At 56.7% G+C, this 12,331-nt stretch carries 12 protein-coding genes and 1 other annotated feature; of the genes, 5 read left to right on the top strand and 7 right to left on the bottom strand.

Annotation, left to right across the window (positions count from 1 at the left end):
* Nucleotides 1-40: 40 nt before the first annotated feature.
* From WCL58_RS15455 to WCL58_RS15445, 3 genes are all read right to left on the bottom strand, one after another.
* Nucleotides 41-556 (bottom strand): lysozyme, encoded by a 516-nt coding sequence (locus tag WCL58_RS15455; RefSeq protein ID WP_180548132.1) that lies wholly within the window; start codon nt 554-556, stop codon nt 41-43.
* Nucleotides 540-761 carry an HP1 family phage holin gene (locus WCL58_RS15450; RefSeq protein WP_336851347.1) on the bottom strand — a complete coding sequence of 74 codons (222 nt, stop codon included), beginning with the start codon at nt 759-761 and terminating at the stop codon, nt 540-542. Before WCL58_RS15450 ends, WCL58_RS15455 begins: the two co-directional genes overlap by 17 nt.
* 250 nt (nt 762-1,011) lie before the next feature.
* Nucleotides 1,012-1,776, bottom strand: coding sequence for a DUF481 domain-containing protein (locus WCL58_RS15445; RefSeq protein ID WP_047728881.1), 765 nt, complete (start codon nt 1,774-1,776; stop codon nt 1,012-1,014).
* Between the two features lie 506 nt (nt 1,777-2,282).
* Here WCL58_RS15445 and WCL58_RS15440 point away from each other — a divergent pair.
* Nucleotides 2,283-3,359 (top strand): 3-deoxy-7-phosphoheptulonate synthase, encoded by a 1,077-nt coding sequence (locus tag WCL58_RS15440; RefSeq protein WP_038871801.1) that lies wholly within the window; start codon nt 2,283-2,285, stop codon nt 3,357-3,359.
* A gap of 3 nt (nt 3,360-3,362) precedes the next feature.
* Nucleotides 3,363-4,484 (top strand): bifunctional chorismate mutase/prephenate dehydrogenase, encoded by a 1,122-nt coding sequence (gene tyrA, locus WCL58_RS15435; protein WP_049273621.1) that lies wholly within the window; start codon nt 3,363-3,365, stop codon nt 4,482-4,484.
* 61 nt (nt 4,485-4,545) lie between these two features.
* Here the strand turns inward: tyrA and pheA are convergent, their stop codons facing one another.
* The 4 genes from pheA to bamD form a co-directional block, all read right to left on the bottom strand.
* Complete coding sequence (pheA, locus tag WCL58_RS15430; RefSeq protein ID WP_060425327.1) at nt 4,546-5,703, bottom strand: bifunctional chorismate mutase/prephenate dehydratase; 1,158 nt, start codon at nt 5,701-5,703, stop codon at nt 4,546-4,548.
* Between the two features lie 42 nt (nt 5,704-5,745).
* Nucleotides 5,746-5,872, bottom strand: a sequence feature (Phe leader region).
* The gene (locus WCL58_RS15425; RefSeq protein ID WP_101428074.1) at nt 5,824-5,871 is read right to left on the bottom strand and encodes a hypothetical protein; all 48 of its coding nucleotides are present in this window, start codon (nt 5,869-5,871) and stop codon (nt 5,824-5,826) included. Its footprint overlaps the feature before it by 48 nt.
* 122 nt (nt 5,873-5,994) lie before the next feature.
* Nucleotides 5,995-6,336: a ribosome-associated translation inhibitor RaiA gene (gene raiA / locus WCL58_RS15420; protein ID WP_004932457.1), complete on the bottom strand. Its 342-nt coding sequence runs from the start codon at nt 6,334-6,336 to the stop codon at nt 5,995-5,997.
* Nucleotides 6,337-6,648: 312 nt separating this feature from the next.
* Complete coding sequence (gene bamD / locus WCL58_RS15415) at nt 6,649-7,380, bottom strand: outer membrane protein assembly factor BamD (protein WP_004932456.1); 732 nt, start codon at nt 7,378-7,380, stop codon at nt 6,649-6,651.
* Nucleotides 7,381-7,511: 131 nt separating this feature from the next.
* Between bamD and rluD the strand changes: the two genes are divergently transcribed.
* The 3 genes from rluD (at nt 7,512) to clpB (ending at nt 11,924) form a co-directional block, all read left to right on the top strand.
* The gene (gene rluD, locus WCL58_RS15410; RefSeq protein WP_004932452.1) at nt 7,512-8,489 is read left to right on the top strand and encodes a 23S rRNA pseudouridine(1911/1915/1917) synthase RluD; all 978 of its coding nucleotides are present in this window, start codon (nt 7,512-7,514) and stop codon (nt 8,487-8,489) included.
* Nucleotides 8,489-9,220 carry a purine nucleoside phosphorylase YfiH gene (yfiH, locus tag WCL58_RS15405; RefSeq protein ID WP_197802423.1) on the top strand — a complete coding sequence of 244 codons (732 nt, stop codon included), beginning with the start codon at nt 8,489-8,491 and terminating at the stop codon, nt 9,218-9,220. Before rluD ends, yfiH begins: the two co-directional genes overlap by 1 nt.
* A 130-nt stretch (nt 9,221-9,350) precedes the next feature.
* A complete protein-coding gene (gene clpB, locus WCL58_RS15400) occupies nt 9,351-11,924 on the top strand; it encodes an ATP-dependent chaperone ClpB (RefSeq protein ID WP_025301647.1) in 2,574 nt (857 codons plus the stop codon).
* Nucleotides 11,925-12,331: the final 407 nt, after the last annotated feature.

Here is a 12,331-nt window from a genome sequence, read left to right as displayed (position 1 = left end):
TGAAATTGTTGTGGCATCACCACTTAGGCGAGCGAGCCCGTCATGATGAGGCAATGCCTTGCAAGCACAGTGCGCGTTCCGTGGCGCGTCGCTGTTCCAGCCCCTTGTTTTTCTTTCCGTTTACGTAAACCCAACGTGGCAACTGATCGCAAGCCTGTTGCCACTGGCGCTGCTGCAGCAGCGTGACCAGCGTGGAGTGGCAGGCGGCGCTGATGCCCACGTTGAAGGCAAAGGCGATCACCGCGTCATAGGTTTCTTGTGGGAGCGTTTGCGGCAGGCAGCCGGCCATGCCACGCTCGGTGCGGCGAACATCGTCTACCAAATCCACAGCGGCTTGCCGCTCATCGATAGCCTGGCCCGGGATGACGCCGGCGGTGTGTCCAATGCCCTGTGTCCACACTCCGGCGCTGCACTGGTAAGGCGACAGGCGGCAACCTTCGAGATCGGCGATCAGCCTGAGGCCGGCTTCTGAGGTTTGCAGCTCGCCAAATGACGGTAACAGCACGGCGATGGCCAAAACGGCGGCGACGCTGCAGCGCTTAACGATTGCACTCATCGTAAATTTTCCTCCGTGATGCCGCATTGCGCTCAATAGCCTTCAAGATCTGCAGGTTTTTACGTCGGTAGTACCAGTTCACCAGAAACGTGCCGATTCCTACCGCCGCACCGACTAAAAAGGCAATGTCCTGCGGAGAGAGCCTGCCGAGCCAGGCGAGAAACAGCGCCATGGCGTAGGTGATGAATGAGGTGATTTTCTCCATAGCTTATGCTCACTTTGTTTACAGTCTCTCGGAGCTGGGGGTTATCGATGCGTTGTTGGCCACTCGCTATCGAAATCCATCATGCCACGAGGCTGTATAATAATTACTGTATATGCATACAGTATTAAGCTATTTGCTAAAGTCGTCAATGGGCGAGATGAATATTTTTAGCAGATTGTGCAAGAGAGAGCGGCGGGTATAAAAAAAGCCCATCGATGATGGGCTTCGAGAGATTCTGGGCGGGGGGAGGTTACAGGCCGTAGACCAGCGTGACCGAGGTGGTGGTATCGGTGTTTTTCGGTGCGGAGGCCGGCGGTTTGCTGTTGTAGGTCACGGTGTAGGCCACGCGCAGTGAGAAGCGATCGTTGATCGCCACGTTCAACGCGCTTTCCGAGTTCAGCGTGGTTTCCTCGTTCGCCAGCGCGGAAACGCCCTGAATGAACTTGGTGTTGTCGGTCAGCTGATAGGAATAGTTGGCCGCACCGTAGGCCAGCCCTTTGGTCGAGCGGCCGCCGCCGTGGTATTCGTCATGGCGTACGCCGGGACCAAATTCCACCCGCAGATCGCTGAGCGGCCCGTTGAGGAGTTGGCGGCCGTAACCGCCGGTCAGCGTGGAGCGCGAGTCATAACCGTTGAAACGGTCGCTCAGCCAGCTGGCCTGGCCGAACAGGTAGTTGCGATCGGTCAGGTTATAGCGCGTACGGCCACCGGCCTGGTACTTTTCGGACGAGCGCACGTTGGAGGAGGTGGTGTTGTTGGCCGCCCCCCACAGGCTATATGCCGCGTCGGTATTGAACCAGGTCATATTGGTGTTGGCCAACAGGGTGGAGCTTTGCGAGTTGCCGGACTGGGCGTTGTAGCCCGCCTGCACGTTGCCTTCGAACGGTTTCTTGGCGGTGGCCGGATCGTCCATCGCGGTGAAAAGCGTATTGTCGGCAAGGGCTGAAACACTGGTGAAAGTCGTTAAGCAGCAAATATACAGCGGAAAAGCGCGACGAGCGCGAGAAGAGAGCATCTTGGATCCAGTTGTTAAGGGTGGTTATTGTTGATGACGGTCACATTATATCGGTTCACTTCGGCGACAAAAATAGCCGCCATTAGCTTAAGTTTTTAATTTTTATTCCTCATTTATTCGCTTTTCTTCTACTTAAATTCATCGCTTTCGGCGGCATTTCGTGCTGAGCCTGACGGTATCCGCTACTGTCCGTTCGTGGGCGCCGAGACGGGCGGTGTATCTTCCCTGTAAAACTAATTGTACAAATATGTTTACGATTGGGTGTTTTGGTTCGCAGGGAGCCTAGGCGCGTTTTGATGATCCTGTAATTTCATTATATTATTGATTTAAATGAATTTAATTGTATTTTATTGATATTTTTATACATGTTTTTTTATAAGCAAAAGCACGGTAATTTTTTATTTACGGAAATTGGATTGAAATCTTTACATTGCGTGATAAGGTAGAGCCCTGAAACGCTCAATGTTCCATTTCAACGCATAACGCCAAACGACAGGAATAGCATCATGCAAAAAGACGCGCTCAATAACGTACATATCAGTGCAGAACAGGTTCTCATCACGCCGGAGGAGCTGAAGAACCAGTTCCCGCTTAGCGCCGACGACGAAAATGAAATCGCCACCGCGCGCAACACCATCGCCAACATTTTGCAGGGGCGCGATCATCGCCTGTTGGTGGTGTGCGGGCCTTGTTCGATCCACGATCCGGATGCGGCGCTGGACTACGCCCGTCGTTTGAAAACCCTGGCGGCTGACTTGAGCGATCAGCTGTATATCGTTATGCGCGTCTATTTTGAAAAACCCAGAACCACTGTCGGCTGGAAAGGTTTGATCAACGATCCGTACATGGACGGTTCGTTTGACGTTGAAGCAGGCTTGCATATCGCGCGTCGCCTGTTGCTGGATCTGGTGGGCATGGGCTTGCCGTTGGCTACCGAAGCGTTGGATCCGAACAGCCCGCAGTACCTGGGGGACTTGTTCAGCTGGTCGGCGATCGGCGCGCGCACCACCGAATCGCAGACCCACCGCGAAATGGCTTCCGGCCTGTCGATGCCGGTCGGGTTCAAAAACGGCACCGACGGCAGTCTAGGCACCGCCATCAACGCCATGCGCGCCGCCGCTATGCCGCACCGCTTCGTCGGCATCAACCAGGCGGGCCAGGTTTGCCTGCTGCAGACGCAGGGCAACCCGGACGGGCACGTGATCCTGCGCGGCGGCAAAACCCCGAACTACAGCGCCGAGCACGTTGCGGCCTGTGAAAAACAGATGCTCGAGGCGGGACTCCATCCGTCCTTGATGATAGATTGCAGCCATGGCAACTCGAATAAAGACTATCGCCGTCAGCCGGCGGTGGCCGAGTCCGTGGTGGAGCAGATCAAAGCGGGCAACCGTTCGATCACCGGCATTATGCTGGAGAGCCATCTGCATGAGGGCAATCAGTCTTCCGAACAGCCGCGTGCAGACATGCGTTACGGTGTGTCCGTCACCGACGCCTGCATCGACTGGGAGAGCACGGAAACGCTGCTGCGTCATATGCATCAGGAACTCGGCGCTGCGCTGACGGCACGCACGGGAGAAAAGTAAGTTATGGTGGCAGAACTGACCGCGCTGCGCGATCAAATCGACGAGGTGGACAAAGCGTTGCTGGATCTGCTGGCAAAACGCCTGCATCTGGTAGCGGAAGTGGGGGAGGTGAAAAGCCGCCACGGTTTACCGGTTTATGTGCCGGAGCGCGAGGCGGCGATGCTGGCCTCGCGCCGTCAGGAGGCGGAAAACCTCGGGGTGCCGCCGGATTTGATTGAGGACGTCTTGCGCCGCGTGATGCGCGAATCATACGTCAGCGAGAACGATAAAGGCTTTAAAACCCTGTGCCCGCAGCTGCGGCCGATCGTCATCATCGGCGGCAACGGCCAGATGGGCCGGCTGTTCAACCGTCTGCTGACGCTGTCGGGTTATCAGGTCAGGGTATTGGATCAGGAAGATTGGCCACAGGCGGAACAGCTGTTGGCCGACGCCGGCATGGTGATCGTCAGCGTGCCGATCCATGTGACAGAGCAGGTGATAAGCCGCCTGCCAACGTTGCCCGACGACTGTATTCTGGTGGATTTGGCGTCGGTGAAGAACCGTCCGCTGCATGCGATGCTGGCGGTGCACAACGGCCCGGTGGTGGGGCTGCACCCGATGTTCGGCCCGGACGTGGGCAGCGTGGCGAAGCAGGTAGTGGTCTACTGCGATGGCCGCCGGCCGGAGGCTTACCAGTGGTTGCTTGAACAACTGCAGGTGTGGGGGGCGCGGCTGCATCGCATCAGCGCGGTCGAACACGATCAAAACATGGCGTTTATTCAGGCGCTGCGGCACTTCGCCACCTTCGCCTACGGGTTGCACCTGGCGGAAGAGAACGTGCAACTGGAGCAACTGCTGGCGCTCTCCTCGCCGATCTACCGGCTGGAGCTGGCGATGGTTGGCCGCCTGTTTGCGCAGGATCCGCAGCTGTACGCCGACATCATCATGTCGTCGGAGGAAAATGTGGCGCTGATTAAGCGTTACTACCAGCGCTTCGGCGAGGCGATAAAGTTGTTGGAGCATGGCGACAAACAGGCGTTTATCGACAGTTTCCGCAAGGTGGAGCACTGGTTCGGCGATTACGCCCAGCGCTTCCTGGTGGAGAGCCGCACGCTGTTGCGGCAGGCTAACGACAGCCGGCAGTAAAACGCGGGTGGTAAACGTAAAGGTAAGGGGTTCGGCTTGGCCGAACCCTTTTTTTATGGTTTCAGGATGGGTTGACCGGCACCACGGTGTCGCTCGGGTAACAGCCCAGTACCTTCAGCGAGCGGGTGATTGGTGCCAGATCGCGCAGCGCTTTTTGCATCGCGTCGGCACGCAGATTGGCCTGCACATCGATATAAAACATCTCTTCCCACGGATTGCCGTTGATCGGGCGTGACTCCAGCTTGGTCATGATGATGCCGTTGTCGCGCAGAACCAGCAGCGCTTCGACCAGTGCGCCGGATTGCTGGCCGGTCGCCATGATCAGCGTGGTTTTGGCCGGCACCTGTTCGGAGACGTCAATCGCTTTACGCGCCAGGACGATAAAGCGGGTGATGTTCTGCTGCTGGTTGGCAAGGTTGTGTTCCAGCACCTGCAGCCCGTACAGTGCGCCGCCGGCTTCGCTGCCCAGCGCCGCTACCTTCGGTGAATTCAGCTTGGCGACTTTCTCCATCGCGGCGGCGGTGCTTTCGGTGTATTCGATTTTCCAGTGAGGGAAGCGGTTCAGGAACTGGCTGCACTGCTGGAACGGCTGCGGGTGACTGTAGACGGTTTCAATCTGGCTCAAATCACTGTCGCCGGCAATCAGAACGCAGTGGTTGATCGGGTTAGTCAGCTCGCCGACGATCGACAGACTGGTGTGTTGCAGCAGATCGTACACCTCGTTAATCGAGCCGGAGCTGGTGTTCTCGATCGGCAGTATCGCGTAGTCCGCCTGGCCGGTTTCCACCTGGGTGAAGATATCCTGAAACTTCTGGCAGCCGCATTCGATCAGCTGATCGAAATGGCGGGCGGCGTATTGACGCGCCGCCAGATGTGAATAAGAGCCTTTCGGGCCGAGGAAGGCGATGCGGGCGGAGTGCTGGCTGACGGGGTTGAGCTGGTGCTGCAGCAGCGCCTGTTGGGTCAGAACGGAGTCTTCAATGATCAGTTGGAACAGGCGGGTGACGTAGAAGCCGTCCAGATCGTAAGGTTTGGCGGCGGCGATCAGCGCGTCCAGCAGGTCGCGCTCGCGTTCTTTATCGCGGATCGGGCGGTGAGAGTGCAGCTTGGTCTTGCCGACTTCGATCGCCAGCTCACGGCGTTCCGCCAGCAGGGCCAACAGTTTCAAGTCCAGTGCGCTGATGCGCTCGCGCAGCACCAATAACGGGTTGTCAGTCATAATCAGCTTCCGCCTTCAGTTCTTATTCGTTGTAAAATAGCCATAAAAAAAGCCCCCTGTTTCCAGGAGGCCTTGTTGTTCGTCTTCGCATTCTTTCTCACACGACGAAACGCCTCCCAGTCAGGGGAAGGTAAAAAAGAATGCGAAGAAAAACGGTGTGCGTGGCATGGTCTACCTAAGGTTAATGCGATCAGGTTTTAAAGTAACCGCTGGCCTTTACCCCGTCAACAAAAATACCCGACAAAAAACGCGCCCTCGGGCGCGTTTGATGCGGCAATTGCTGTCGGACGGTTATTCTTGCTCTTGCGTGACTTCCGGCACGATGTCTTTCACGCTGGCATTGCAGCGGCGCGCTTCGCCTTTGTGCTGCACCTTGTTCAGCTGGCGCTCCAGCTTGGCGATCAGCTCATTAACGGCGGTGTACATGTCATCATGTTTGGCGCTGGCGACCAGCGGGCCGTTAGGCGTGGTAATGGTAGCGTCGGCGACAAACCCCTGCGGTTCTTTAGATAAGACGATATGTGGGTTTATCAGCTGGGTCTGCCATTTTTCCAGTTTGGTGAGACGGTCTTCGACGTGATTGCGGATTGCGGGAGTGATATCCATTTGTTTGCTGGTAATGTTCAATGTCATATAACTTACCTCTCTGTCTTTCCGTCTTGGTGAATCCAGCATACCCCGCTTTTTGTTTAAATGCGTGATGTAAATCACGATTTTTTGTCACTTTTTGCAAAGTTAGTTCAATCTGTGATTCAGCATCTGAATTGGTTATCTAATGCTTGAGAGTTGCCGCCGGATGGCGCATTATCGATGAGTTGACCGGTGAGGGGCGCTAGCTAACACCGTGTTTTTACTTGTGTATTTCTCCAGTAAAAAACCGGTCCACGCCAATGAAAACGGCAGCCGAGGCTGCCGTTTTGTTTTTCTGTCGTTGCCGACGCGCGGTTATTGCGGGTTGGCGGCGATCACTTTGGCCACTTTGTCAGCCTGGCCGTTCAGCTGCAGCTGCTTGTAGGCATTTTCCATCAGCGGCAACACGTCGTGCGTCGCTTTGGTATCCGGGAATTCACGCAACATCTGCTCGGCGCGATTAACGACCGCGACGTAAGCACCGCGTTTAGTGTAGTATTCCGCCACCGAAAGCTCATACTTGGCCAAGCGGTCTTTCAGATACACCAAACGCTTGTTGGCGTCGGTCGCGTATTGGCTGTTCGGGTATTGCTGAATCAACTGGCTGAAGTCGCGGAACGCAGCGCGAGCGTGCTGAGGATCGCGGTCAGAACGGTCAACCCCGAAGAAGCCCTGCAGTGCGCTGTCATCGAGCGCCATGTCGGTCAGGCCGCGCATGTACATCACGTAATCGATGTTCGGGTGCGTCGGGTTCAGACGCATGAAGCGATCGATGGATGCCTGAGCCATCGGCAAGTCGGCAGCCTTATAGTAGGCGTAAATCAAATCCAGCTGGACCTGCTGGGAATACGGCCCGAAAGGATAGCGGTTATCTAACGCTTCGAGTTGCGTAATCGCGCCCTTGAAGTTACCGTCCTGCAGTTTTTGCTGCGCGGTAGCATAGATTTCCGAAGGTGGGTTGTCGGGAACCGCATCCTTGGATGTGGAGCAACCTGCCAGCGCCAGGCTCAACGTGGCTGCCGCCACCAGATATTTCATACGCGTCATGACGTTTTGATTATCCTCAGGGTGTTATTCCGGGAGACTGTCCGTTAAGCTCCCGACAAAGACCAGGTACAATAGCACATTATATTAAACGGCATCGCCGTGAAAACCCAACGTTAACGAAGAAGCTGCATATGGCACAACAAGTACAACTCACCGCAACGGTGGCCGAATCTCAACTCGGACAACGTTTAGATCAGGCTTTGGCCGAATTGTTCCCTGATTATTCACGATCTCGCATAAAAGAGTGGATCCTGGGCGATCGGGTGAAGGTCAATGGCAAAACGTCAAACAAACCGAAAGAGAAGGTGCTGGGCGGAGAGACCGTCGCCATCGATGCACAGATTGAAGAAGAGGCGCGTTGGGAGCCCCAGGATATCGCGCTGGATATCGTCTATGAAGACAGCGACATCCTGGTGATCAACAAACCGCGCGATTTGGTGGTACACCCTGGCGCCGGTAACCCGGACGGCACGGTGCTCAATGCGTTGCTGCATCATTACCCGGAAATCGCCGACGTGCCGCGTGCCGGCATCGTACACCGTCTGGATAAAGACACCACCGGCCTGATGGTGGTGGCGAAAACCGTGCCGGCGCAAACCCGGCTGGTAGAAGCGCTGCAGGCGCGTGAAATCACCCGTGAATACGAAGCGGTGGCGATCGGCACCATGACCGCCGGCGGCACGGTAGAAGAGCCAATCGCGCGTCACTCCACCAAGCGCACCCACATGGCGGTACACCCGATGGGTAAACCGGCGGTGACGCACTACCGCATTATGGAACACTTCCGTGCGCACACCCGTCTGCGTCTGCGCCTGGAAACCGGCCGTACTCACCAGATCCGCGTACACATGGCTTACATCAGCCATCCGCTGGTGGGCGATCCGCTGTACGGCGGCCGTCCACGTCCGCCGAAAGGCGCTTCGGAAGCCTTCATCAACACGCTGCGCGGCTTTGACCGCCAGGCGCTGCACGCCACCATGCTGCGTTTGTATCATCCGATCAGCGGTATCCAGATGGAGTGGCATGCGCCGCTGCCGCAGGACATGGTCGATCTGATCAACGCGCTGAAGGCGGACACCGAAGAATTCAAAGATCAGATGGACTGGTAATGAATTCACTCATTCTGCCCGACTGGCCGTTGCCTTCCGGCGTTAAGGCCTGCAGCACCACGCGCGGCGGCGGCACCAGCCTGCCGCCTTATGACTCGCTGAACCTCGGCACCCACGTCGGTGACGAGGAGCAAGCGGTGAAGCGCAATCGGGAACGGTTGGTTACCGCCGCCGGCTTGCCGCAGATGCCTGTATGGCTCGAGCAAGTACATGGCACCCGCGTGGTGACGTTGACGGGGCAAGCGCCCGCCGATCTGCGGGCGGATGCGGTGTACAGCAACGTGCCGGGGCAGGTGTGTGCCGTGATGACGGCGGATTGTCTGCCGGTGCTGTTCTGCTCGCAGAACGGCGATGAAGTGGCCGCCGCCCACGCCGGCTGGCGTGGGTTGTGCCATGGCGTGCTGGAACAAACCGTGGCGGCGTTCAGCGCCGCACCGGGCCAGATCCGCGCCTGGCTGGGGCCGGCGATTGGCCCGCAGCAGTTTGAAGTCGGGCCGGAGGTGCGTGCCGCCTTTATCGCGGAAGACGCCGAAGCCGCGGCGGCGTTTATGCCGCACGGCGATAAGTTTTTGGCTAATATCTACTTACTGGCGCGCCAACGTTTGTTGCGGGCAGGCGTGCAGGCCATCTATGGTGGTGACCGCTGCACGGTTAACGAAAAGAGTCATTTTTTCTCCTATCGACGCGATGGAATAACCGGACGTCTGGCAAGTTTAATCTGGCTGATATAACCTATTGAATTAGGACGATCCAACGACGCATGGCGTTGTACCGAAAATTTAGCGTCGAGATAACCTTGAAAATTTGAGGGATGACCTCATTTAATCTCCAGTAGCAATTTCGACCCATCTTGGAGGTGTTATGCGTCTGGATCGTCTTACCAACAAATTCCAGCTTGCCCTCGCCGATGCCCAGTCACTAGCCCTTGGGCACGACAACCAGTTTATTGAACCGCTACATCTGATGAGCGCCCTGCTCAATCAGGAAGGGGGCACGGTTCGTCCACTATTAACTTCCGCAGGTATCGATGCCGGGCGCGTGCGCACCGAAATCGAACAGGCGCTGTCCCGTTTACCGCAGGTAGAAGGCACCGGTGGTGATGTTCAACCGTCCCACGAGCTGGTGCGCGTCTTGAACCTGTGCGACAAGCTGGCGCAGAAGCGCGCGGACAAATTCATTTCTTCCGAGCTGTTTGTGCTTGCGGTGCTGGAAGACCGCGGCTCGTTGACCGACTTGTTGAAAGCGGCAGGCGCAACGGCCGACAAAATCAGCAAAGCCATTGAACAAATGAGAGGCGGTGACAGCGTGGAAGACCAAGGCGCCGAAGACCAACGGCAAGCATTGAAGAAATACACGATCGATCTGACCGAACGCGCCGAGCAGGGCAAACTTGACCCGGTAATCGGCCGTGACGAAGAGATCCGCCGCACCATCCAGGTACTGCAGCGCCGTACCAAAAATAACCCGGTGCTGATCGGCGAACCTGGCGTGGGTAAAACCGCCATCGTCGAAGGCCTGGCGCAGCGCATCATCAACGGCGAAGTGCCTGAAGGGCTGAAGCACAAGCGCGTATTGTCCCTCGATATGGGCGCCTTGATCGCCGGCGCCAAGTACCGCGGCGAGTTTGAAGAGCGCCTGAAAGGCGTGCTCAACGATCTGGCCAAGCAGGAAGGCAGCGTTATCCTGTTTATCGACGAACTGCACACCATGGTTGGCGCCGGTAAGGCGGATGGCGCGATGGATGCGGGCAACATGCTCAAACCGGCTCTGGCACGCGGCGAGCTGCACTGCGTCGGCGCGACTACGCTCGACGAGTATCGTCAGTATATAGAGAAGGATGCGGCGCTCGAACGTCGTTTCCAGAAAGTGTATGTGGCGGAGCCGAGCGTGGAAGACACCATCGCTATCCTGCGCGGCTTGAAAGAACGTTACGAGCTGCACCACCACGTGCAGATCACCGACCCGGCCATCGTGGCGGCGGCAACGCTTTCACACCGTTATATCGCCGATCGTCAATTGCCGGACAAGGCTATCGACCTGATCGACGAAGCGGCGTCCAGCATTCGTATGCAGATGGACTCCAAGCCGGAATCGCTCGACAGGCTTGAACGCCGCATCATTCAGTTGAAGCTGGAACAACAGGCGTTAAATAAAGAGTCTGACGACGCCAGCAAGAAACGCCTGGACATGCTCAGCGACGAGCTGGGACAGAAAGAGCGCGAATATTCGGAGCTGGAAGAAGAGTGGAAAGCGGAAAAAGCCTCGCTCTCCGGCACCCAGAACATCAAGGCCGAACTCGAACAGGCCAAAATCACCCTGGAGCAGGCGCGCCGCGTCGGCGATCTGGGGCGGATGTCGGAACTGCAGTACGGCAAAATTCCTGAGCTGGAGAAACAGCTCGCCGCCGCCACGCAGGCCGAAGGCAAGAGCATGAAGCTGCTGCGCAACCGGGTGACCGATGCGGAGATTGCTGAAGTGCTGGCGCGTGCGACCGGTATCCCGGTTGCCAGAATGCTGGAAGGGGAGCGTGACAAACTGCTGCGCCTGGAGCAAGAGCTGCATTCGCGGGTTATCGGCCAGGACGAAGCGGTCAGCGCGGTCTCGAATGCTATCCGCCGCAGCCGCGCCGGATTGTCCGATCCTAACCGGCCGATCGGTTCGTTCCTGTTCCTGGGCCCGACCGGGGTGGGGAAAACCGAGCTCTGCAAAGCGCTGGCTTCGTTCCTGTTCGACAGCGACGACGCCATGGTGCGTATCGATATGTCCGAGTTTATGGAGAAACACTCCGTTTCTCGTCTGGTCGGCGCGCCTCCGGGTTATGTCGGCTATGAAGAGGGCGGTTACCTCACTGAGGCCGTGCGCCGCCGGCCTTATTCGGTGATTCTGCTGGATGAAGTCGAGAAAGCGCACCCGGACGTATTCAATATTCTGTTGCAGGTGTTGGATGACGGCCGACTGACCGATGGTCAAGGTCGTACCGTCGATTTCCGCAATACCGTGGTGATCATGACGTCCAACCTGGGCTCCGATCTGATCCAGGAGCATTTCGGTCAGATGAACTATGCACAGATGAAAGAGTCGGTGATGGAGATGGTGAGTCACCACTTCCGTCCGGAGTTCATCAACCGTATCGACGAAGTGGTGGTGTTCCATCCGCTGGGCGAGAAACACATTGCTGCAATTGCCAAGATTCAGCTGTCGCGTCTGTACAAGCGTTTGGAAGAGCGCGGTTACGAAGTGACCATGACCGAACCGGCCCTGGCGCTGTTGAGCAAAACGGGTTACGACCCTGTATATGGTGCGCGTCCGTTGAAACGCGCTATTCAGCAGGAGATCGAGAACCCGCTGGCGCAGCAAATCCTGTCCGGCAAGTTGATCCCCGGCAAGCTGGTCACGCTGGATGTGGAAAACGACCATATCGTTGCACGCCAATAACGGCAATCGAGTGTCATAAAGATGAAAGGGAGCGGGTGACCGCTCCCTTTTCTTCATCTTTGTTTGTCCCTATTTACAGGGTTTGCCGCTATTACTGCGCTAAAAGCGGTATTTTTTGACTAATAAACATCCTAAAAAGGCATTTTGGGTGATTATTTGAGCGATTGAAAAGTTTTTTGCAATTAGGGGTTGCGGCCCGCCGAGAACTCCCTATAATGCGCCTCCACTGACCGGGAACAACGACTGACAAGCCGCCGGGTCAGCGAGAGGGAAGCGAAATAAATGCTTGACTCTCCGGGCGAAAAGCGTAATATACGCAGCCCGCGCCGATGAGTTTCTCGGCACTGCTCTTTAACAATTTATCAGACAATCTGTGTGGGCACTCCACAAGACGATATCCAGCATCC

The organism is Serratia sp. TMDUHS_CL (assembly GCF_037137105.1).
GTDB lineage: Bacteria > Pseudomonadota > Gammaproteobacteria > Enterobacterales > Enterobacteriaceae > Serratia > Serratia nevei.
This window is presented reverse-complemented; position numbering and strand designations above follow the sequence as displayed.

Bases quoted from the DNA above. Each gene is read 5' to 3' on its own strand.
- WCL58_RS15440 (WP_038871801.1), top strand. From the start codon at position 2,283: ATGCAAAAAGACGCGCTCAATAACGTACATATCAGTGCAGAACAGGTT.
- yfiH (WP_197802423.1), top strand. From the start codon at position 8,489: ATGAATTCACTCATTCTGCCCGACTGGCCGTTGCCTTCCGGCGTTAAG.
- tyrA (WP_049273621.1), top strand. From the start codon at position 3,363: ATGGTGGCAGAACTGACCGCGCTGCGCGATCAAATCGACGAGGTGGAC.
- pheA (WP_060425327.1), bottom strand. From the start codon at position 5,703: ATGACTGACAACCCGTTATTGGTGCTGCGCGAGCGCATCAGCGCACTG.
- bamD (WP_004932456.1), bottom strand. From the start codon at position 7,380: ATGACGCGTATGAAATATCTGGTGGCGGCAGCCACGTTGAGCCTGGCG.
- raiA (WP_004932457.1), bottom strand. From the start codon at position 6,336: ATGACATTGAACATTACCAGCAAACAAATGGATATCACTCCCGCAATC.
- rluD (WP_004932452.1), top strand. From the start codon at position 7,512: ATGGCACAACAAGTACAACTCACCGCAACGGTGGCCGAATCTCAACTC.
- WCL58_RS15445 (WP_047728881.1), bottom strand. From the start codon at position 1,776: ATGCTCTCTTCTCGCGCTCGTCGCGCTTTTCCGCTGTATATTTGCTGC.
- clpB (WP_025301647.1), top strand. From the start codon at position 9,351: ATGCGTCTGGATCGTCTTACCAACAAATTCCAGCTTGCCCTCGCCGAT.
- WCL58_RS15450 (WP_336851347.1), bottom strand. From the start codon at position 761: ATGGAGAAAATCACCTCATTCATCACCTACGCCATGGCGCTGTTTCTC.
- WCL58_RS15455 (WP_180548132.1), bottom strand. From the start codon at position 556: ATGAGTGCAATCGTTAAGCGCTGCAGCGTCGCCGCCGTTTTGGCCATC.